Origin of the sequence: Achromobacter deleyi (assembly GCF_902859705.1) — a bacterium.
Lineage (GTDB): Bacteria > Pseudomonadota > Gammaproteobacteria > Burkholderiales > Burkholderiaceae_B > Achromobacter > Achromobacter deleyi.
Genome location: NZ_CADIJO010000001.1, coordinates 257056 through 278623 on the forward strand (window position 1 = coordinate 257056; position 21568 = coordinate 278623).

The window sequence follows — 21568 nt, forward strand, 5'->3', positions numbered from 1 at the left end:
GTTGTTTTTTGGTCTTTTAGTCTGATTTCATTCGTCTTTCAGGAATCTTTCAGCTTCACGGTCCAGAATCGCAACCTGTCAAAAAACAAGAATCGTTGTCATTCATATTCTGGAGAAAGCATTGAAATCCGAAGACTCCTTTGCCGTCACCTCGCTCAGCGGATCGCTGGCCGCGGTGTTGGCTACCCCGGCGCTGTTCCTGGCCCCGACCGCGCACGCGCAGTCGAGCGGCCAGGGCGTAACGCAGTTGTCGCCCGTGCAAGTGCAGGGCGATTCGTACACGCCGTACGACGTCAAGGATTCCGCTTCCAAGAAGTTCACCGCCCCGCTGCTGGATACGCCCAAGTCGGTGCAGGTGATTCCCCAGGAAGTGATGCAGAACCAGGCCGCGTCCACGCTGACCGAGGCCCTGCGCAACTCGCCGGGCATCACGTTCGGCGCCGGTGAAGGCGGCAACCCGCTGGGCGACCGTCCGATCATCCGTGGCTACGACGCCCAGGCCAGCACCTATGTCGACGGCATGCGCGACATCGGCGCGACCTCGCGTGAAGTCTTCAACCTGGAACAGATCGAAGTCATCAAGGGTTCCGACGGCGCCTATGGCGGCCGCGGCGGCGCGGGCGGCAGCATCAACCTGATCAGCAAGACGGCCAAGGCCGAGAACTTCACCGCGGCTACCCTGGGCATCGGCACCGACAACTACTACCGCGGCACGATCGACAGCAACTGGCTGCTGGGCGAAAAGACGGCCTTCCGCCTGAACGCCATGTATCACGACGCCGACGTGGCCGGCCGCGACATGGTCAACAACAGCCGCTGGGGCGTGGCGCCCACCATCACCTTCGGCGTCAATTCGCCGACCCGCGTGACGCTGAGCTACTACCACATGCAGACGGATGACCTGCCCGACAGCGGCATTCCGTACGCCTACCCGAGCACCAAGGTGCAGCGCAACGGCAGCTACATGGGTGTTACCGAAACCGGTCCCGCCAACGTCAACCGCAACAATTTCTACGGCCTGGCCAGCGACTACCGCAAGACCACGTCCGACATGGGCACGATCGGCATCGAGCATGACTTCTCCGATCGCCTGACGCTGCGCAACATGACGCGCTACACCTATTCCACCCAGGACTACGTCTGGACCCAGCCCGACGACAGCCAGGGCAACGTGCTCAATGGCCGCGTCTGGCGCCGCGCCAACACCCGCAGCAGCAGTGTCGACAGCCTGGCCAACCAGACCGAGCTGGTGGGCAAGTTCGACACCGGCTCGCTCAAGCACAGCTTCAACGTGGGCATCGAACTGTCCAAGGAAGAAGGCAAGAAGGACTCGCTGGCGGTCAACCGCGGTTCGGGCACGGCCGGCAAGACCAACGCGTGCAACTTCCTGGGCGCGGCCTCGGGCTACAACTGCACCAGCCTGTACGATCCGAACCCGCACGACCCCTGGGTCAATACACTGGACGGCGACCGCGTCGGCCAGCCGACCAAGTCGCGCACGATCACCAAGTCGATCTACGCCTTCGACACCGTCGAGCTGACGCCCCAGTGGCTGATCAACGGCGGCCTGCGCCTGGATCGCTACGAAACCAAGTTCACCAATACGCCAGCCAACAACTTCCAGGTCATCAAGCGTGACGACACGCTGCTGAACTACCAATTGGGCCTGGTGTTCAAGCCCACGGACAACGGCAGCATCTACGTGTCCTACGCCACGTCGTCCACCCCGTCCAACGCCACGCTGGGCGAAGGCAGCGAAAGTCTGGCATTGACGCCGGGCCGTGGCGGCGTGGGGCTGAACGCTGCCGACCTGGCGCCGGAAAAGAACAAGACCTATGAAGTCGGCACCAAGTGGGACGTGCTGGACCGCCGCATGACCCTGACGGCCGCCTTGTTCCGTACCGAAACCACCAATGCGCGGGTCACGTTGCCGTCGGGCGACTACGCCATGGCGGGCAAGAAGGAAGTGAATGGCCTGGAACTGGGCTTCTCGGGCGCCATCACGCCGGCCTGGCAGGTCTTCGGCGGCTACACCTTCATGAAGAGCAAGCTCAAGGACGGTGCGGGTGCGGACGAAGGCAACGACTTCCCCAACACGCCGGAAAACAGCTTCAGCCTGTGGTCGACCTACGCCGTGACGCAGGACTTCACGGTGGGTGGCGGCGCGTACTACGTGGGCAAGCAATACGGCAACACGACCAACACCACGTACATTCCGTCGTACTGGCGCTTCGATGCCATGGCTGGCTACCGTTTCAACAAGAACTGGAACGTGCAACTGAACGTCTTCAACCTGTTCGACAAGACGTACTACGACAAGGCCTATCCGGCCCACTACGCCAACATCGCACCGGGACGCTCGGCCATCCTGAGCGTGAACATGCGTTATTGATCCGCGTGCCGCCCGGGCCCGCGTTGGCGGGGCCGGGCAGCGTCGTGTGCCTGCCGGCCGGCGGGCAAAAAGAAGCCACCTGGAAAAGGTGGCTTTTTCATGTCTTGCGGCGGGCGGGAATCAGCTTTCGAACCAGTTCAGCACGCCATCCAGGCCCGACACGTTCAGCGCGTAGCGCGTCTGCTGGCGCACCAGCGGCTTGGCGTGATAAGCCACCGGAAAGCCGGCCGCGCCCAGCATCTTCAGGTCGTTGGCGCCGTCGCCCATGGCGATGATCTGCTCTTTGGTGGCGCCATGGGTGCGGGCGAATTCGCGCAGGTAGACGGCCTTGGCGTCGGCGTCCAGGATGTCGCCCAGCACGCGGCCGGTCAGCACGCCGTTGTCGATTTCCAGCGTGTTGGCATGGGCGCTGTCCAGCTTCAGGCGTTCGCGCAGGCGATCGGTGAAGAAGGTGAAGCCGCCCGACACCAGCAGCACCTTGATGCCCGCGGCCTGCGCCGTGGTGATCAGGCGTTCGGCGCCGGGGTTCAGGCGCAGCTTTTCGGTATAGACCTGTTCCAGCGCCTCGGCCGGCACGTCCTTGAGCAGGGCGACGCGGCGGCGCAGGCTTTCGGAGAAGTCCTTGATTTCGCCACGCATTGCGGCTTCGGTGATCTCGGAAACCTTGTCCTTCACGCCGGCCACGCCCGCGATCTCGTCGATGCACTCGATGTTGATCAGCGTCGAATCCATGTCCATGGCCAGCACCTTGCAGTGCGACAGCTTCAGGCCGGCCGGCAGGAAGGCGATGTCGATGCCATGGCGTTCGGCCCAGCCGGTCACCTCGGCGCGCGTGGCGTCGTCGTGCTGCACGTCGAGCAGCCGGGCGGCTGTGGCGCTGATGCGCGCCACACCCTGGGCCTGGGCCAGCGCGGCGATCTGCTCGGCGTGTTCGACCGTCAGGCCGGGAGATTGAACGACAAGGTGGTGGATAGTCATAAAGATGCGAATGTCGGGGCGGGTTACTTCAAGGCGCGCAGCACGGCGCGCACGGCGTCGGCGCGAGCGGGTATCTGCGCAGCCTTGATCTCAACCCGCAATTTATCCTGTCCGGCGAGTTTGATGTGGCGTTGGCGCTGCACCAGTTCAATGATTTTGGCGGGATCGACGCTGGTCTTGGGGCCGAACTGCAGCAGCGCCTGGGTTTCGCTGGCATCGATCTTGACGATGCCCAGCGGTTGCGCGGCCAGGCGCAGGCGGTGCGTGGTGAGGAGCGTCTGGGCGGCTTCGGGCAGTTTGCCGAAGCGGTCGATCAGCTCTTCCTGGATGTGGATCAGGTCGTCTTCGTCGGCGGCATGGGCCAGGCGCTTGTAGACGCCCAGGCGGGCATGCACATCGGCGCAATAGTCGGACGGCAGCAGCGCGGGCGCATGCAGGTTGACCTCGCAAGCCAGGTTGAAGGGCGCATCCAGGTCGGGCTCTTCGCCGGCCCGCAGGGCGCGCACGGCCTCGTTGAGCATCTCGTTGTACATCGAGAAACCCACTTCCTGGATGTTGCCGGACTGCGAGTCGCCCAGCACTTCGCCGGTGCCGCGGATCTCCAGGTCGTGCATGGCCAGGTAGAAGCCCGAGCCCAGTTCTTCCATTGCCTGGATGGCTTCCAGCCGCTTCTTGGCGTTGCTGGTGATGGCGTCTTCGCCCGGGGTCAGCAGATAGGCGTAGGCCTGGTGATGCGAACGGCCGACGCGTCCGCGCAACTGATGCAGCTGCGCCAGGCCGAAGCGGTCGGCGCGGTGGATCACGATGGTGTTGGCGCTGGGTACGTCGATGCCGGTTTCGATGATGGTGGTGCACAGCAGCACGTTGTAGCGCTGCTGGTAGAAGCCCTTCATCACCTGTTCCAGCTCGCGCTCGGGCATCTGGCCGTGGGCCACCGCAATGCGGGCCTCGGGCACCAGCTCTTCCAGGCGGGCGCGGCGGTTGTGGATGGTTTCGACCTCGTTGTGCAGGAAGTAGCACTGGCCGCCGCGCTTGAGTTCGCGCAGCAGCGCTTCGCGCAGCGTGCTGCCGTCTTCGCGCCGCACGAAGGTCTTGATGGCCAGGCGCTTTTGTGGCGCGGTGGCGATGACCGAGAAGTCGCGTATGCCTTCCAGCGACATGCCCAGCGTGCGCGGAATCGGCGTCGCGGTCAGGGTCAGCACGTCGACCTCGGCGCGCAGCGCCTTCAGCGCTTCTTTCTGGCGCACGCCGAAACGGTGCTCTTCGTCGATGATGACCAGGCCCAGGCGCTTGAACTTCACGTCCTTGGACAGGATCTTGTGGGTGCCGATCACGATGTCGACGCGGCCATCGTTGATGCCTTCGATGGCGGCCGCGACTTCCTTGGGCGACCGGAAGCGCGACAGTTCCACCACGCGCACGGGCCAGTCGGCGAAACGGTCGGAAAAGGTCTGCGCGTGCTGTTCGGCCAGCAGGGTAGTGGGACAGAGCAGGGCGACCTGCTTGCCATTGGCCACGGCCAGGAACGCCGCGCGCAGCGCGACTTCGGTCTTGCCGAAGCCGACGTCGCCGCAGACCAGGCGGTCCATCGGCCGGCCCGAGGTCATGTCGGCCAGCACGGCTTCGATGGCGGCGGCCTGGTCAGCGGTTTCCTCGAAGCCGAAGCCTTCGGCGAAGGCCTGGTAATCATTCAGCGGCAAGTTGAAGGCGAAGCCCTCGCGCGCGGCGCGCTGGGCGTACAGCGCCAGCAGTTCGGCAGCGGTGTCGCGCACTTGCTTGGCCGCCTTGCGGCGGGCCTTGTCCCACTGGCCCGAGCCCAACTGGTGCAGCGGTGCGGCTTCGGGATCGGCGCCGCTGTAGCGGGCAATCACGTGCAACTGCGACACTGGCACGTACAGGGTGCTGCCGTTGGCGTATTCGAGATGCAGGAATTCCATCTCGCCTTCGCCCATGTCCATGTTGACCAGGCCGTGGTAGCGGCCGATGCCGTGCTGCGCGTGCACCACGGGGTCGCCGGCGCGCAGTTCGGACAGGTCGCGCACCATCGCTTCGACGTTGCTGGCGCGTTCCTGGTCGCGCTTGCCGCGCCGGCCGGTAGTGGCCAACCCCGGATACAGGTCGTTCTCGGTCAGGAAGGCCAGGTTGGCTTGCGGCAGCTCGAAGCCGGTGGCCAGCGGCGCGGCGACGATGCCGAAGTGCGCGTCGGACGCCAGGAAGGCCTCGACCGTGTCCGGCTGGGCATCCGGCGTGACGCCGAACTCGTTCAGCATCTGCACCAGCGTCTCGCGCCGGCCGGCCGAATCGGCGCACAGCAGCACGCGGCCCTGGTGCTTGCCGACCAGGGTGCGCAGCTTGGCGATGGGGGCGTCGGAGCGGCGCGCCACGCTCACGTCGGGCGCGGGGCGGAAGTCGGGGTGCGGCTGGCCGGCCGCCAGCGACAGGCGGCGGAAGGCCTTCAGGTGGGCGTACAGCGCCTGTTCGTCCAGGAACAGGGACGATGGCGGCAGCACCGGGCGCTCGCGGTCGCTCTTGAGAAAGTTGTAGCGGCTGCCAGTGTCCTGGCTGAAGCGCATCATCGCGTCGTCGATATCGCCGACGGTGACGGTGATGGTGCCTTCGGTCAGGTAGTCGAACAGCGTGGCGGTTTCTTCGAAGAACAGCGGCAGGTAGTACTCGACCCCGGCGAACGGGATGCCGTTGCCGATGTCCTTGTAGGGCAGGGCGCGCGACGGGTCGCCTTCGAAGACCTCGCGGAAGCGCGCGCGAAAGCGGTTGCGCGAATCCTCGTCCATGGGGAATTCGCGGCCGGGCAGCAGTTGCACCTCGCGCACCGGGTACAGGCTGCGCTGGGTGTCCACGTCGAAGCTGCGGATGGTCTCGATTTCGTCGTCGAACAGGTCCAGCCGGTAGGGCAGCGCCGAGCCCATCGGGAACAGGTCGATCAGCCCGCCGCGCAGGCAGAATTCGCCGGGCGCGGTGACCTGGGTGACGTGGTTGTAGTTGGCCAGCGTCAGTTGCGCCCGCAACGCGGCTTCATTCAGCTTGTCTTTCTGGCGGAACGAAAACGTGTAGGCCGCCAGGAACGAGGGCGGGGCGAGCCGGTACAGCGCCGTGGTCACCGGCACCGTCAGCACGTCCACCGACTTGGTCATCAGCGAATGCAGGGTGTGCAGGCGCTCGGAGATCAGGTCCTGGTGCGGGGAAAAGGCATCGTAGGGCAGCGTTTCCCAGTCGGGCAGCTGGCGCACCCGCAGCCCGGGGGCGAACAGGGCGATTTCCTCGGCCAGGCGCTGCGCTTCAAGGGGCTCGGCGGTCAGGATCACCAGGGGCGCGGCCGCCTGCCGGGCCAGGTCGGCCAGCAGCCAGGCGTCGCCGGACCCCGGCGGACGGGGCTGGGCGTAGCGCGCGCCGGCTTTCAGCGCGGCAAGAGTGGGGGCGGTCGCGGGGACGGGCGGCGCTGCCGTGGCGGAGGAGGAAGGGGCGGGCATCAGGCTGGGAGCAGGCATCAAGCGGAAGATTATAAAATCACCGAACCATGTCTGACTCAATCATTGCGATCGTTCCTGCCGCGGGCGTCGGCGCCCGCGCCAGCCGGCCCGGCGCCGAGGCCGTGCCCAAACAGTATCGTCCGCTGGCCGGACAGCCCATGCTGCGCCACGCGGTCCTGGCGTTGCTGGCCGACGACCGCGTGTCGCAGGTGCGGGTGGCCGTGACGCCGGGCGACGGCTGGGTCGACCAGGCCTTGGCCGGCTTGCCGCGCACCGTCTGGCGGGCCTGCGGCGGCGCCACCCGCGCCGATACCGTGGCCGGGGCCTTGGCCGATAGCGGCGTACCCGACGATACCTGGGTGCTGGTACACGATGCCGCCCGTCCCGGCCTGCCCGCCGCCGCGCTGGCCCGCCTGATCGACGCCTGCCTGCAAGACCCCGTGGGCGGCCTGCTGGCGCTGCCGGTGGCCGACACGGTCAAGGGCGGCCACGAGCGGGTCGAGCGCACGCTGGACCGCAACGGCCTGTGGCTGGCCCAGACCCCGCAGATGTTCCGGGCCGGCGCGCTGCGCGACGCCCTGACGGCCGCCGCCGTGAACGGCGTGGCGGTCACCGACGAGGCCTCGGCCCTGGAAGCCGCGGGCTATGCGCCCCTGCTGGTGCCGGGCGCGATGCGCAATTTCAAAGTGACCTGGCCGGACGATTTCGAACTGATGGAAAAATGGCTATGAGTATTCCCTTCCGCGTCGGACAAGGTTTTGACGTACACGCGCTGGTCGAGGGCCGCCCGCTGATCATCGGCGGCGTGACCATCCCCCACACGCACGGCCTGTTGGGCCATTCCGATGCGGATGTGCTGCTGCACGCCATCACGGATGCCCTGCTGGGCGCGGCCGGCCTGGGCGACATCGGCCGCCACTTTCCGGACACAGATCCCGCCTTTAAGGGCGCGGACAGCCGGGTATTGCTGCGCGAGGCCATGGCGCGCGTGCGCGCCGCCGGCTGGGTACCCGTCAATATCGACGCCACCGTGCATGCGCAGGCGCCCAAGATCGGCCCGCACGCGCCCGCCATGGTCAAGCACATCGCCGCGGATACCGGCCTGGCTGAAACCGAGGTCAACATCAAGGCCAAGACCAACGAAGGGCTGGGGTATCTGGGCCGCAAGGAAGGCATCTCGGCCACCGTGGTGGCGCTGCTCGCTCGCGCCTGACCGTTGTTTTTTTATATACGCGGATACATGTATATAACTAATTAACAAACGGAAAATATGGGCGCGAGTGGCGTCCTTATTGCGGCTTGGCCCAGATGCCGCGCCGTTTGGGCCTGACGGCCGAAATCACGGCCTGTTTTCGTCTTGCGACCCGGTTTGAACTGGAATATTCTCCGCTATTCTCGCCTGAATATTAGGGACACTAGGATGCATGTACGTGGCGTTGCCCTGTTTTTGGCCCTCGTCGCATTTGGTTCGCCAGCACATGCTGAATTCGAGCAGCAACTCGGCCCGCTGGCCGGCGCGGTACGGCAGCAAATGCTGCAAGGCTGGACCGCAGGGGTCCAGGATGGCTGGTTCACCCTGCGCAACAAAGAGACCAGCGGCAGCGAACAGACGCTGTACCTGAATCTCGGCCCGGCGCCGGAAACGGGCCGCATCATCGACGTCAACGTCGTCCTGAATTCGCAGAAGCCCAAGGCCTCCATCGGCGTCGCGCTGACCAACCGCGCACGCAAGGGCCTGTGCCTGATCGAAATCACCGCTGACAAGAACACGCAGCTGTTCTGCCTGGACGGGCAGAACCGCCGCGACATCGCGTCGGTGCCCAACCTGGCCAAGCTCGATGGTTCCGACCGCATCAAGGTGGTGGAAGTTCCGGGTGCCGCGCGCTTCATCGTGAACGGCCAGAAGGTCGGCGACGTCGAGGACGCCGCTGCGCTGGGTTCCGAGGTTGGCATCATGGCGTACGACGTCGGCACGTTCGGCATCGCCGACTTCACGGTCAATTCCAACCTGGCACCCGCCAAGTCCGGCGGCGGCAACGCCCAGACCGGCGGCTTGCCGGCACGCAGCGGCGGCGGCGGGCAGCAGGGCGCGCCTCAGAAGACCGCGCCCCAGCAGGCCCCGGCCTCGGGCAACAACAGCGGCTTGCCGGGCTCGGGCCCCTATCCCCGTTTCGGCGGCGACTCCACCCGCATCGTGGCGGTCTACGTCGGCATCATGCGCAGCATTTTCCTGCACGAGTTCGGCCACGCGCTGATCGGCGAACTGGAGCTGCCGTCGACGGGCGCCGAGGAAGACGCGGTCGATATCTATTCGGCGCTGCACATCGTCGAGCCGACCATGTACCCGTCCGACGACAAGGACACCAACACCATGGTGCAGGGCGCGGCCAAGTACGCGGCGCTGCAGTGGTACTACAGCGGCAAGCTGGCCGAAGCCAAGGGCGCGGGCAACTCGCCCTGGCAGGATGAGCACACGGGCGACCTCAAGCGCTTTCGCAACATGCTGTGCATCATGTACGGCGGCAACCCGGGCGTGTTCGAATCGCTGGTCGAGCAGGTCGGCTTCGAAGACCGCACCAAGGCCCGTTGCGGTGACGAGTTCACCAAGCAGAACCGTGCCTGGCGCCGGATTCTGGCCCCGTACACCCGTGTCGGCGCCTGGACGCCGGACGGCCAGCAGCCGGCCAACGCGCCCGGCGCTCCGGTCAACGTGACCTTCGAACCGTCCTCGCGCCGCATCGGCAACCTGTTCGCCAACAACCTGTCGCAAGCCATTGGCGACAACATCAAGCTGCTGGGCAAGACCTACGTGCTGCCGCGGCCGGTGAACGTGACCTTCAAGGACTGCGGCAAGCTCAATGCCTGGTACAGCCCGCGTGAAGGCACCATCACGATGTGCTATGAGCTGATCGAGAACATCGCGGTGATGATTTCCGACATCGAAATGGGCACGGTCGGCGGCGAGATCAAGCAAGGCGGCGCACCTGGGCAACAGCCCCGGCAACCGCAACAGCAACCACAACAGCAGCCCCAGCAGCAGCCCGCTGGCGGCCAGCCTCAGCGCGCGCCGTCAGGCGGCTTCGATGAGCTCAAGGACATGGGCGTGCCGCCGACGAACCTGCTGTTCTCGGCGCCGTACAAAGGCCCGACGCCCACCAGCCACCCCCGTGCCAAGGTGATCACCACCAAGGACCTGGTCTATCTGCTCAAGAATGAGAAAAACCTCATGATGATCGATACCAGCGGCCTGCGTGAAACCGTGCCGGATGCGTATCCGCTGATCGATGCGGGCCAGGATGGCAGCGTGGCGGACCAGATGCAGAACGCATTCGACGGGTGGCTGCACAAAAAGACCGGCACCGAGCAAGAGCACAACGTGCCCCTGGTCTTCATCGGCGCCAGCATGAACGACCGTTCGTCCTATAACGCCGCGCTGCGCGCCGGCACCCTGGGCTGGCCGGCCTACTGGTACCGCGGCGGCATCGAGGCCTGGGTCGCCAACGGCCTGCCGACCGTGCAGGTCAAGGCAGCCCAGGGCAACTGACCCCGACGGCGCCGCCGTTGGCCAGCCGGCCGGCGCGATCGCCACTCGACAAAAAGCCCGCCTGTTCGCACAGGCGGGCTTTTTTATCGTCGCGAAACGCGGAATTACTTGCCTTGGGCAGCCAGCGCCAGGGCGGCGGCGTTGACCACGGAGGCGATGCGGCCGGCGTCGCGCAGTTGTTCCGTCGACAGGCCGTCCTTCTTCAGGTTCTCGTAGTGCGAAGCGACGCAGAAGTGGCACTTGCCGATGATGGAGGCCACCAGGGCGAACAGCTCGAAGCGCTTCTTGTCGACGCCGCCATGGGTGGCGTAGGCGTTCATGCGCAACTGGGCCGGCAGGCTCTTCAATTGGGCATCGCCGGTCATTTCGACGTACGGGTACCAGGTGTTGTTCATGCCCATGAGCGCGGACGCGGTCAATGCGGCATTGGCGTCGGCTTCGGACAGGCCGCTCTTGAAGGCCTCGACCAGCACCGGGCTGCGCGCGGCATAGGCGGCCGACAGGGCGGCGCCGACGGCGTCTTCCGGGGCCAGCGTCGAGCGGGCGATCACGGCGTCCAGATTCAGGCGGATGTCCTTGGCCCAATCCGGCAGCTGTTCCTTAATGGTCGTAAGAAATTCCATAGTTTTTACCTATAATCTAGAGCAGTTAAAGCCCAGCGAAGGACCCGCAAGCAGGTCCTCGGCCGGGCTGGAAATTACAGCGTGGCGCCGCCAACCGTACGGTTGCACGGGCACAGCTCGTCGGTTTGCAGACCGTCGAGCAGACGCAGAACTTCTTCCGGGTTACGGCCGACGTTCAGGTTGTTCACCGAAACGTGCTGGATCGTGTTGTCCGGGTCAACGATGAAGGTGGCGCGCAGGGCAACGCCAGCACCCTTTTCGCGAACGCCCAGCTGGTCGATCAGGGCGCCGGTGGTGTCGCCGAACTGATAGTGACCCAGCTTGTTCAGGTCCGGGTGCTCACGGCGCCAGGCCAGCTTGACGAATTCGTTGTCGCTCGAGCCGCCCAGCAGGACGGCGTCGCGGTCTTCGAAATCCTTGGCCAGCTTGTTGAAGCCGACGATTTCGGTCGGGCAAACAAACGTGAAGTCTTTCGGGTAGAAGTAGATCACCTTCCACTTGCCGGGGAACGAGCTTTCGGTGATGTCTTCGAATGCGGACACGCCGTTTTCTTCGTGCTGGTTGAAGCCGGGCTTGACGCCGGTAACCTTGAAGGGCTCGAGTTTGTCGCCAACAGTTTTCATGTTTACTCCCAGTAGTTGTTGGTGGAATTAAGGCTGTGCCTCAAACCATAAATTCTACGCTATGGATTATCGTTGTCTAATTGATAATTCCTAAATTTGGCTTTGGGCAACTCTATCCGGGCAACCAGGCCGCCGCCCTCGCGGGGCAGCATGCGCAGGGCGCCGCCCACGTGCTTGAGCAGGCGCTCGACGATCGCCAGGCCCAGGCCCGCGCCGCTGACGCCGGTGCGGGCAGCTTCGCCGCGCGAGAACGGCCGCAGCAGGCGGTCGACGTCTTCGGGGGCGATGCCGGGCCCACGGTCCGACACCTCGATGACGATCATGCCGCCCTCAGCTTGCAGTGTCATGACCAAATGGGCCTGCCCGTCGCTGGAACGGCCGTAGCGGCGCGCGTTTTCGATCAGGTTGCTGACGATGCGCTTGAGGTCCAGCGCCGTGATGCGGGCGCGCAGGCCGGGTTCGAGCGAGGCTTCCAGGTCGCCGCCCAGCGACGAGGTATGGCTGCGCTCGCGCTCGTACAGCTCGGCCAGCACCGCCGAGATGTCGGTGGCCAGCTGCGGCAGGGTGCCGGCCGGGCGGGCGTATTCCATCAACTGGCCGATACTGTGGTCGATCTGGCCCAGGTCTTCGTCAATGGCCTGGCGAGCGTCTTCGGACACGCCGCTCAGCTCGATTTCCAGGCGCATGCGTGCCAGCGGCGTGCGCAGGTCGTGAGAAATGCCCGCCAGCATCAGTTCCCGGTCGGCCTCGGCCTGCCGCAAGTCTTTCGCCATGCGGTTGAACGAGGCATTGAGGTCGCGGATTTCCAGCGGCCCCTGCTCGGGCAGCGGCGCAGGCGTTTCCCCGCGCGACAGCACCTGGGCCGCACGCGCCAGGCGTGACAGCGGTCGGTTGACGAAGCCCACGCTGACCGCCGCACCCACCAGGGACAACAGCAGCGCCGTGGCGCCCCAGCCCAGCCATTCGATGCCGCCGGTCAGGCCGATCTGCTCGCGTTCGAACACCAGCCAGTACAGGTCTTTTTCGATCTGGAAGCTGACCCAGAAGCCGGGTACCTGGTTCACCCCCCACGCGATCTGCGTCTCGGGGCCGAAGCGGGTGCGGATGTGCTGGGCAACGCGCTGCCAGTAATCGTCGTCGGGCAGGGCTTCGGCGAAGTCGGTGACCTCGCGCGGATAGACCTGGATGCCTTCGTTGGTGGCCAGGTCGAGCAGGAGCTTGCTGCGTTCGCCGTTATGGGAGTAGATCAGCGCGGTGCGCGTGATATTGACGGCCGTGATCACCCGCTGCGCCATTTGATTGGCGCGCGGTCCCAGCTCCATGCTGAAGAAGACTTGTAGCCACGCCCCCAGGCTGACCAGCATCAGCGCGGCCAGCAGCAGGAACGTGCGGCCGAACAAGCCGAGCCGCAAACGTGAAGTCAGGTTCCTGAAGGTTCTGCGCAAGCGGGGCACGAGGCTGCGCTCCTGCCCGGGGCGGGCGTGTCGATCAGCTACCACCGTCCGGCACAAACACGTATCCGAGACCCCAGACGGTCTGGATGAATACGGGCTTGGACGGATTCGGTTCGATCAGCTTGCGCAGGCGCGAGATCTGAACGTCGAGGCTGCGGTCGAAGGCTTCGTACTCGCGGCCACGCGCCAGTTCCATGAGCTTGTCGCGGGACAGGGGGATCTTCGGGTGGCGCGCAAAGACCTTGAGCACCGAGAATTCACCCGTCGTGATCGGCACCTGTTCGCCGTTGCGCGTGAGCGTACGGGTCGACAGGTTCAGCACGTAGGGACCGAAGGCGATGGATTCGTTTTCCTGGCTGGGGGCGCCGGGATGTTCCTCGGTACCGCGGCGGCGCAGGATCGCGTTGATCCGAGCCAGCAGTTCCCGGGGGTTGAAGGGTTTGGACAGATAGTCGTCCGCGCCCATCTCCAGGCCGACGATGCGGTCGATTTCTTCCGCTTTGGCCGTCAGCATGATGATGGGCGTGTTGTCGTGGCCACCGCGCAGCCGGCGGCAAATGGACAGACCATCTTCGCCGGGCAGCATCAGATCCAGCACGAGCAGGTCGAAGTGCTCGCGTTGCCAGAGTTTGCCCATCTCTTTGGCGTCTTCGGCAACGAAAACGTTGAATCCCTGTTCGGACAAATACCGACGCAGCAAATCGCGCAAGCGCGGATCATCGTCAACGACGAGGATTTTTCGGGTGGGGGTGGTGTTTTGCGTATTCATGGCCGGAAATGTAACAGTGACAAGAACCAGCGGCTAGTAGGCGTTCACAAGATATTACACATTGCGAACCATGGTTGAAATCCCCCTTACATACGGGGGAACGGCCCGGTATTTCGTACAATCTGCTCCTATGGAACTAAACCTGCTGGCTCTGGAAACCTCTTCGTCGCGTTGCGGCGTGGCCCTTTTGCGCGCGTCGGGCGACCGGTTGGAGGTCAGCGTGCGCGAACACGAGGGGTCCCAGGAGCACGCGGAACGGCTCTTGCCCATGGCCAACGAGCTGCTGGCCCAGGCCGGATTGCCCCCGGGCGCCCTGCATGCGGTGGCGTTTGGCCAGGGGCCAGGCGGCTTTACCGGCCTGCGGGTGGCCTGCGGCGTGGCCCAGGGCATGGGCATGGGGCTGGGCATTCCGGTGTTGCCCATTGTGTCGCACCAGGCCGTGGCTGCCCAGGCCGGCGGCGGGGCGGACGAGGCCATCGTGGTGGCGCTGGACGCTCGCATGAATGAGGTCTATCTGGCGGTGTACCGCCAGGCCGGCGCCGCGGACGGCGAACCCGTCTGGGAAACCCTGCAGGCGCCGCTGCTGATCGCCGCCGCCGAAGTCGTGCCCTGGGCGGCGCACCATCTGCCCGGCTGGTCGCGCAGCGCCGGCAGGCCGCTGACCGTGGCGCTGGCCGGCGACGCCTGGGATGCCTACGCCGCCGAGATGACCGCGCCTGATACCTGGCGCCGCGCCAGCGAGGCCCTGCGGCCCGAGGCGGCCAGCGTGGCGCGCCTGGCGCGCCAGGGCTGGCTGCGCGGCGACGCCGTGCCGCCGGAACAGGCCGCGCCGCTGTACGTGCGCGACAAGGTGGCGTTCACCACCGCCGAGCGCCAGCGCGGCGAGGGCGGTAACCCGAAGGCCCCTTCGACCCTGGCGCCGGTGTGTCCGCAGCCGCTGACCGACGCGGACCTGGACGAGGTCGTCGCGATCGAGGCCAATGTGCAGTCCTTTCCCTGGACCCGCGGCAACTTTGCCGACGCGCTGGCGGCCGGCTACGGTGCCTGGACGCTGCGGCGCGAAGGCCGGGTGGCGGGCTTCTGTATCGTGATGTTTGCGCCCGACGTGGCCCACGTGCTGGTGATTGCCGTGGCCCGCAGCCTGCACCGCCAGGGGCTGGGCAGCGTGTTGCTGGACTGGTGCGAGCAGCAGGCGCGCGAGCGCGGCCTGGAGGGCGTGCTGCTGGAAGTGCGGCCGTCCAACGTGTCGGCCGTCGCGTTCTACAAGGCTCGCGGCTATCTGCAGATCGGATTGCGGCGGGGCTACTACCCGGCCGAGAAAGGCGGGCGCGAAGACGCCCTGGTGATGCAGAAGCGCTTTGATGCGCTGGCCGCGCCCCAGGGAGTGGCGGCATGACGGCCCCGAACGCCGCGCCGGCCTCGTCCGCGCCCCGCGTCAACCCGCTGCAGCGCCTGTGGCTGCGCGAGCTGGGCATGGAGCGCCTGTGGCTGCGCCCGGTCGCCACGCCGGCGCCGCAAGTCGTTGTTTCAAAAACAGATTCTGCTGCGGTCGGACAAGCGTCCTCGCCGCCGCCAGTGACGGCCAGCCCGGCGGCGCAGATCGCTGCCGCGGCGCCAGCCGTGTCTGCGGAAGGGAGCCAGGCGGGTATGCCCCAAGCGGGTATGCCCCCAGCGGGTACGCCCCAAGCGGGTATGCCCTCAGCGGCGACGCCGCCGGCGGTGGCGCCCCGTGCCGGTGCCCCTGCCGTCGCCGTGCGCAGCGGTCCGCCGCCGCGTCCGGCGCCGAAGGCGGATCCCGCCTCCGACACCGCGCCCGTGCGAGTGCCGGTGGGCGAGGCGGTCAAGAACGCCACCCTGGATGAATTGCGCGAGCAGGTTCTGGCCTGCACCGCTTGCGGCCTGTGCGAAGGGCGGCGCCATGCGGTGTTCGGCCACGGCGGCCAGCCCACGCGCTGGCTGGTGGTGGGCGAGGCTCCGGGCGAACAGGAAGACCGCCAGGGCCAGCCTTTCGTGGGCCGCTCCGGTCAATTGCTGGACGCGATGCTGTCGGCGGTGGGCATGAGCCGCGAGCGCGATGTCTTCATTGCCAACGTCATCAAGTGCCGGCCGCCGGGCAACCGCAATCCCAAGCCCGAGGAAATCGCCGCCTGCAGTCCCTACCTGATGCGCCAGATCGCGTTGCTCAAGCCCGAGCGCATCCTGGTGCTGGGCCGGTTCGCCGCCCAGGCGTTGCTGGGCACCGATGCCACCATCGGCAGCCTGCGCGGCCGCATCCACCAGATGAAGACGGACGAAGGGCGCGAGATTCCGGTGATCGTGAGCTACCACCCGGCCTATCTGCTGCGCAGCCCCGTCGAGAAGGCGCGCGCCTGGCAGGACCTGAAGCTGGCGGCCCGCATGTAGGCGGGCCTGGCGGTCCCGGGGCGCTGGTCTCGGGGCCGGGGCAAGAAAAAAGGCCGGCTGTCCGTGAGGGACAGCCGGCCTTTGTCATGCTGGCAGCGCGTCAGTGGCTCTTGGTCGAGTCCAGCGCGTGGCCGTGGCCTTCCTGGCCGATCTGATCGTGCAGGTCGGGGTTGGCGGCCAGGTTGCGCTTGCTCCAGCGCATGAACACCACCATCAGCACGGCGACCACGGTGCCGAAGATCACAATGATGACGTTGATGGGCAGTTGCAGCCACAGCAGCAGGGTGTACATGGCCACCATCAGCAGGATGTTGAGCTGCTCGTTGAAGTTCTGCACGGCGATCGAGTGGCCGGCGGACAGCAGCACGTGGCCGCGATGCTGCAGCAGGGCGTTCATGGGCACCACGAAGAAGCCGGCCAGGCCGCCGGTGAGCAGCAGCAGCAGGTAGACGCTCCAGGGCGAATACACCAGTGGCATCAGCAGCACGACCAGGCCCATCGCGGCGCCCACGGGCAGCACCGCCAGCGCGCGGCGCAGCGGGATGCGGCCGGCCAGGATGGAACCGACCACCGTGCCCAGGGCGGCCACGCCCATCAGCATCGAAGCCTTGTCGAGCTGGTAGCCCAGGTGACTGCGGCCCCACTCGATGACAATCAGTTGCAAAGTAGCGCCCGCGCCCCAGAACAGCGTGGTGACGGCCAGGGAGATCTGGCCCAGCTTGTCGCGCCAGAGCACGCAGACATAGCCCCAGAACGTGCGGATGAGCTTGACCGGGTTCTTCTGCTGCGGCGGATAGCGCACGTGGGTGTGCGGAATCAGCAGGTTGCACAGCGCCGCCAGCAGGTAGACGAAGGCGATGACCAGGATGGCGGCCTCGGCCGGCGTGTGCACCAGCTTGCCGATGAACGAGTGGTTCAGCAGCGCGGTCGACACCGTGGTCGAGATCAGCAGCCCGCCCAGCACCGTGCCCAGGATGATGGAGAAAACGGTCAGGCCTTCGATCCAGCTGTTGCCCTTGACCAGCATGGTCGGGGGCAGCATCTCGGTGACGATGCCGTACTTGGCGGGGGAGTAGGCGGCGGCGCCGATGCCCACGACCGCGTAGGCGGCGCAGACGAGATAGGTCTGGTATTCAGGGGCGACGCCGACGCTGGCGTACGAGAACATCAGCAGGCAGCCGGCGACCTTCAGGGCGTTGGTCGAGAACATGACGCGGCCCTTGGGGAAGGAATCCGCCAGGGCGCCGACAAAGGCCGCCAGGACCACGTAGGCCAGCGCGAACGACCACTTCATCAAGGGCGCTAACCAGTCGGGGCCGTGCAGTTCCTGTATCAAGGCGATCGCTGCGATGAACAGCGCGTTGTCCGCCAATGACGAGAAGGCCTGCGCGGCCATGACCAGATAGAAACCTCGTTTCAAGAATGTCCCCGTTCTTTGACCTGAGCCCGGTCAGTCTGCGTGAAAATTATGTGTCTTGCGAAAAAGTGTCAGCGAGTATAGCCCGTGGCGCGGGTAGGGCTATTGAGCGTTTGCCCGTGGGTTGCGGCAGGTCAGCCCAGGGGGACCCTGGATGCGGGCAGCCCCGGCTTGACCGTTGTTCACGTTTGGGGACAGACTGCCTGCGGTATCATACGACCCATACGTAAGCCGGCCCCCCTGGGGCCGGTTTGCAATGTGTGCGGCAGGTCCGTTAACGCCTTTCGTTCAACCCACCCCGTCGTCATCGTACTGTGCGTCTTACTCAGCTAAAACTCGCCGGCTTCAAGTCTTTCGTCGATCCCACCGTGATTCCCGTGCCCAGCCAGCTGGTCGGCGTGGTGGGTCCCAATGGCTGCGGCAAATCGAACATCATCGACGCGGTGCGCTGGGTGCTCGGCGAGGCCAAGGCCTCGGAGCTGCGCGGCGAGTCCATGCAGGACGTCATTTTCAACGGCTCGGGCAACCGCAAGCCGGCGGCCCGGGCGTCGGTCGAAATGGTGTTCGACAACAGCGAAGGCCGCGCCGCCGGGCAATGGAGCACCTACGCCGAAATCGCCGTGCGCCGCGTGCTGACCCGCGATGGCGCCAGCAGCTATTTCGTCAATAACCAGCAGGTCCGCCGCCGCGACATCCACGACATCTTCCTGGGCACCGGCCTGGGCGCGCGTGGTTACGCCATCATCGGCCAGGGCATGATCAACCGCCTGATCGAGGCGCGCCCCGAGGAATTGCGGGTGTTCCTGGAAGAGGCCGCGGGCGTGTCGCGCTACAAAGAGCGCCGCCGCGAAACCGAAAACCGCCTGTCCGACACGCGCGAGAACCTGACCCGCGTCGAAGACATCCTGCGCGAACTGAACAGCCAGCTGGAAAAGCTGGAAGCCCAGGCCGAGGTCGCTACCCGCTACCGCGAGCTGCAGGCCGACGGCGAAAAGAAGCAGCATGCCCTGTGGTTCCTGAAGGAAACCGGCGCCCGCGAAGAGCGCGCCAAAAAAACCCAGGAAATGGCGCAGGCCCAGAACGAGCTTGAAGCCGCCATTGCCGGCTTGCGGGCCGGTGAAGCCGCGCTGGAATCCCGCCGCCAGGCCCACTACGCGGCCAGCGACGCCGTCCATGCGGCCCAGGGGGCGCTGTACGAAGCCAACGCCCAGGTGAGCCGCCTCGAGGCCGAGATCCGCCACGTAGTGGATTCCCGCAATCGCCTGCAGGCGCGCCGCGACCAGTTGCAGCAGCAGATCGCCGAATGGACCACCCAGCGCGAACACTGCACCGAGCAGATCGCGCAGGCCGAAGAAGACCTGGCGGCCGGCGCCGCCCGTACGGAAGAGGCCCGCGCTACCGCGGAAGACGCCCAGGCCGCCTTGCCGGCGGTCGAGCAGCGGGTGCGCGAAGCGGCCTCGGGCCGCGACGAGATGCGCGCCGCCCTGGCCCGGGTGGAACAGAACCTGGCCCTGGTGGCGCAGACGCAGCGCGACGCCGACCGCCAGATGCAGACCCTGGAGCAGCGCCGCGAACGCCTGCAACAGGAACTGCGCGAATTGCACAGCCCCGACCCGGTGCGCCTGGAACAGTTGGCCGGCGACCGCGTGGCGGGTGAAGACCAGCTTGAAGAAGCCCAGGAAGAGCTGGCCACCCTGGAAGGCCGCGTGCCCGAAGCCGACGCCGAGCGCAGCCGCGCCCAGGCGGCCGCCCAGACCGACGCGCAGAACCTCGCCCGCCTGGAAGCCCGCCTGTCCGCGCTGGTCAAGCTGCAGGAAGACGTGCAGAAGCAGGGCGCACTGGAACCCTGGCTGGCCAAGCACGAACTGGCTGGCCTGGCGCGCCTGTGGCAGAAGCTGCACGTCGAACCGGGCTGGGAAACCGCCCTGGAAGCCGCGCTGCGCGAGCGCATGGCCTCGCTGGAAGTGCGCAACCTGGACTGGGCCCGCGCGTTCTCCGACGATGCGCCGCCCGCCCGCCTGGCCTTTTACCAATTGCCGCCCGCGGCGCCTGCCCCGGCCGCGCCGGCCGGCATGACGTCGCTGGCCAGCCTGCTGCGCATCACCGATCCCGACCTGCGCACGCTGCTCAACGAGTGGCTGGGCGGCATCTATACCGCCACCGACCTGACCCAGGCCCTGGCGCTGCGCGCCTCGCTGCCGGCCGGTTCGGCCTGCGTGGTCAAGGCCGGCCACCTGGTCGATGCGCACAGCGTGCGCTTCTACGCCCCGGATTCCGAACAGGCCGGCCTGTTGGCCCGCCAGCAGGAAATCGAAAACCTGCAACGCGAGATCAAGGCCCAGCAACTGATCACCGACCAGGCGCGCGCCGCGGTGGCCCGCGCCGAGGTGGCCTGGCAGCAGGTCAGCCAGGCCATCGCGCCGGCGCGCCAACGCGTGGCCGAAGTCACCCGCCGGGTACATGACATCCAGCTGGAACACTCGCGCCTGCAACAGCAGGCCGAGCAGTCCGGCGAACGCGCCTCGCGCCTGCGCCAGGACCTGGAAGAAATCTCGGTCCACGAAGAAGACCTGCGCGCCACCCGCGAAGAGGCCGAAGCCCGTTTCGAGACCCTGGACGAGGAACTGGCCGAACACCAATCCAAGTTCGCCGACGCCGAAATGGACGGCGAAACCCTGGCCGCCCAGGCCGAGGCCGCCCGCACCCGCCTGCGCGAACTGGAACGCGCCGCCCAGGAAGCCGAATTCGCCGAACGCGGCATCCAGGTCCGCATCACCGACCTGCAGCGCAACCAGCAATTGGCGGCCGACCAGAGCCAGCGCGCCAGCGTCGAACTCGAGCAATTGCAGGCGGATCTGGTCGACCTGGACGCCTCGGCCTCGCAGGCCGGCCTGCAGGACGCCCTGGAACTGCGCGCCGAGCGCGAAGACGCGCTGTCGCGTGCCCGCCAGGAAATGGAAAACCTGTCGGCCCTGCTGCGTGGCGCCGACGAAGACCGCATGCAGCAAGAGCGCACGCTCGAGCCGCGCCGTGCCCGCATCACCGAATTGCAGTTGCAAGAGCAGGCCGCCCGCCTGGCCGAAGAGCAATTCACCGAGCAGCTGAACGCGCGCGAAGTCGACCGCGAGGCCCTGGCCCAGGACCTGGCCAACCAGCCCGACGAATGGCGCCGCGCCAACTGGCTGCAATCGGAAGTCACGCGCATCTCGCGCCAGATCGAATCCCTGGGCTCGGTCAACCTGGCCGCGCTGGACGAACTGAACACCTCGCGCGAGCGCAAGGGGTTCCTGGATGCCCAGCACCAGGACCTGATGACCGCCATCGAGACCCTCGAAGACGCCATCCGCAAGATCGACCGCGAAACCCGCGAGCTGCTGCAAGAGACCTTCAACGTGGTCAACGGCCACTTTGGCGAACTCTTCCCCAAGCTGTTCGGCGGAGGCGAGGCCAAGCTCACCATGACCGGCGAGGAAATCCTCGATGCGGGCGTGCAGGTGATGGCGCAGCCCCCGGGCAAGCGCAACAGCACCATCCACCTGTTGTCCGGCGGCGAAAAGGCCCTGACCGCGACCGCGCTGGTGTTCGCGCTGTTCAAACTGAACCCCGCGCCGTTCTGCCTGCTGGACGAAGTGGACGCGCCGCTGGACGACGCCAACACCGAACGCTACGCCAACCTGGTCGCCAACATGAGCGAGCAGACCCAGTTCCTGTTCATCTCGCACAACAAGATCGCGATGCAGATGGCCAAGCAACTGATCGGCGTCACCATGCAAGAGCAGGGGGTTTCGCGTATCGTTGCGGTAGATATAGATTCGGCCGTCCAGATGATGGCCTCCGAAGCGGCATAAACCAATATTCAGAATGGCGCCGGCTTCAT

The 21568-nt window shown here is 66.3% G+C and carries 14 protein-coding genes; 7 read left to right on the forward strand and 7 right to left on the reverse strand.

Features of this window, described 5'->3' with window-relative positions:
* Positions 1-121 precede the first annotated feature (121 nt).
* Positions 122-2392 carry a TonB-dependent receptor gene (locus HV798_RS01105; protein WP_175190982.1) on the forward strand — a complete coding sequence of 757 codons (2271 nt, stop codon included), beginning with the start codon at positions 122-124 and terminating at the stop codon, positions 2390-2392.
* Positions 2393-2512: 120 nt separating this feature from the next.
* Here HV798_RS01105 and serB read toward each other — a convergent pair whose 3' ends face one another.
* Positions 2513-3370 carry a phosphoserine phosphatase SerB gene (gene serB, locus HV798_RS01110; RefSeq protein ID WP_175190983.1) on the reverse strand — a complete coding sequence of 286 codons (858 nt, stop codon included), beginning with the start codon at positions 3368-3370 and terminating at the stop codon, positions 2513-2515.
* A gap of 23 nt (positions 3371-3393) precedes the next feature.
* Positions 3394-6876, reverse strand: coding sequence for a transcription-repair coupling factor (mfd, locus tag HV798_RS01115; RefSeq protein WP_175190984.1), 3483 nt, complete (start codon positions 6874-6876; stop codon positions 3394-3396).
* Positions 6877-6905: 29 nt separating this feature from the next.
* Between mfd and ispD the strand changes: the two genes are divergently transcribed.
* The 3 genes from ispD to HV798_RS01130 all read left to right on the forward strand — a co-directional run bounded on the left by ispD (position 6906) and on the right by HV798_RS01130 (position 10402).
* The gene (gene ispD / locus HV798_RS01120) at positions 6906-7589 is read left to right on the forward strand and encodes a 2-C-methyl-D-erythritol 4-phosphate cytidylyltransferase (protein WP_025137072.1); all 684 of its coding nucleotides are present in this window, start codon (positions 6906-6908) and stop codon (positions 7587-7589) included.
* Positions 7586-8071 carry a 2-C-methyl-D-erythritol 2,4-cyclodiphosphate synthase gene (gene ispF, locus HV798_RS01125; protein WP_175190985.1) on the forward strand — a complete coding sequence of 162 codons (486 nt, stop codon included), beginning with the start codon at positions 7586-7588 and terminating at the stop codon, positions 8069-8071. The genes ispD and ispF overlap by 4 nt, the downstream gene beginning before the upstream one ends.
* A 318-nt stretch (positions 8072-8389) precedes the next feature.
* Positions 8390-10402, forward strand: a complete 2013-nt coding sequence (locus tag HV798_RS01130) for a DUF4344 domain-containing metallopeptidase (RefSeq protein ID WP_246288540.1) — start codon at positions 8390-8392, stop codon at positions 10400-10402.
* Positions 10403-10506: 104 nt separating this feature from the next.
* Here HV798_RS01130 and HV798_RS01135 read toward each other — a convergent pair whose 3' ends face one another.
* The 4 genes from HV798_RS01135 to risA form a co-directional block, all read right to left on the reverse strand.
* Positions 10507-11025, reverse strand: a complete 519-nt coding sequence (locus HV798_RS01135) for a carboxymuconolactone decarboxylase family protein (protein ID WP_025137075.1) — start codon at positions 11023-11025, stop codon at positions 10507-10509.
* Positions 11026-11099: 74 nt separating this feature from the next.
* Positions 11100-11648, reverse strand: a complete 549-nt coding sequence (locus tag HV798_RS01140) for a peroxiredoxin (protein WP_006389231.1) — start codon at positions 11646-11648, stop codon at positions 11100-11102.
* Between the two features lie 59 nt (positions 11649-11707).
* Positions 11708-13102 carry a sensor histidine kinase RisS gene (gene risS / locus HV798_RS01145; protein WP_175190987.1) on the reverse strand — a complete coding sequence of 465 codons (1395 nt, stop codon included), beginning with the start codon at positions 13100-13102 and terminating at the stop codon, positions 11708-11710.
* 34 nt (positions 13103-13136) lie between these two features.
* Positions 13137-13871, reverse strand: coding sequence for a response regulator transcription factor RisA (gene risA, locus HV798_RS01150; RefSeq protein ID WP_003813882.1), 735 nt, complete (start codon positions 13869-13871; stop codon positions 13137-13139).
* Between the two features lie 130 nt (positions 13872-14001).
* Between risA and tsaB the strand changes: the two genes are divergently transcribed.
* Complete coding sequence (gene tsaB, locus HV798_RS01155; RefSeq protein WP_175190988.1) at positions 14002-15267, forward strand: tRNA (adenosine(37)-N6)-threonylcarbamoyltransferase complex dimerization subunit type 1 TsaB; 1266 nt, start codon at positions 14002-14004, stop codon at positions 15265-15267.
* Positions 15264-16274, forward strand: a complete 1011-nt coding sequence (locus HV798_RS01160) for a uracil-DNA glycosylase (RefSeq protein WP_175190989.1) — start codon at positions 15264-15266, stop codon at positions 16272-16274. The genes tsaB and HV798_RS01160 overlap by 4 nt, the downstream gene beginning before the upstream one ends.
* Positions 16275-16374: 100 nt before the next feature.
* Here the strand turns inward: HV798_RS01160 and lplT are convergent, their stop codons facing one another.
* Positions 16375-17694: a lysophospholipid transporter LplT gene (gene lplT, locus HV798_RS01165; RefSeq protein ID WP_175190990.1), complete on the reverse strand. Its 1320-nt coding sequence runs from the start codon at positions 17692-17694 to the stop codon at positions 16375-16377.
* A 311-nt stretch (positions 17695-18005) separates the two neighbouring features.
* Between lplT and smc the strand changes: the two genes are divergently transcribed.
* Entirely contained in the window at positions 18006-21539 is a 3534-nt protein-coding gene (gene smc, locus HV798_RS01170) for a chromosome segregation protein SMC (protein ID WP_175190991.1), read from the forward strand.
* The last annotated feature ends 29 nt before the right edge of the window (positions 21540-21568 follow it).

What these genes read in the sequence shown, in the direction of transcription:
- HV798_RS01160 (WP_175190989.1), top strand. Translation starts at nt 15,264, where the DNA reads ATGACGGCCCCGAACGCCGCGCCGGCCTCGTCCGCGCCCCGCGTCAAC.
- ispF (WP_175190985.1), top strand. Translation starts at nt 7,586, where the DNA reads ATGAGTATTCCCTTCCGCGTCGGACAAGGTTTTGACGTACACGCGCTG.
- tsaB (WP_175190988.1), top strand. Translation starts at nt 14,002, where the DNA reads ATGGAACTAAACCTGCTGGCTCTGGAAACCTCTTCGTCGCGTTGCGGC.
- ispD (WP_025137072.1), top strand. Translation starts at nt 6,906, where the DNA reads ATGTCTGACTCAATCATTGCGATCGTTCCTGCCGCGGGCGTCGGCGCC.
- risA (WP_003813882.1), bottom strand. Translation starts at nt 13,871, where the DNA reads ATGAATACGCAAAACACCACCCCCACCCGAAAAATCCTCGTCGTTGAC.
- HV798_RS01135 (WP_025137075.1), bottom strand. Translation starts at nt 11,025, where the DNA reads ATGGAATTTCTTACGACCATTAAGGAACAGCTGCCGGATTGGGCCAAG.
- HV798_RS01130 (WP_246288540.1), top strand. Translation starts at nt 8,390, where the DNA reads ATGCTGCAAGGCTGGACCGCAGGGGTCCAGGATGGCTGGTTCACCCTG.
- mfd (WP_175190984.1), bottom strand. Translation starts at nt 6,876, where the DNA reads ATGCCTGCTCCCAGCCTGATGCCCGCCCCTTCCTCCTCCGCCACGGCA.
- serB (WP_175190983.1), bottom strand. Translation starts at nt 3,370, where the DNA reads ATGACTATCCACCACCTTGTCGTTCAATCTCCCGGCCTGACGGTCGAA.
- HV798_RS01140 (WP_006389231.1), bottom strand. Translation starts at nt 11,648, where the DNA reads ATGAAAACTGTTGGCGACAAACTCGAGCCCTTCAAGGTTACCGGCGTC.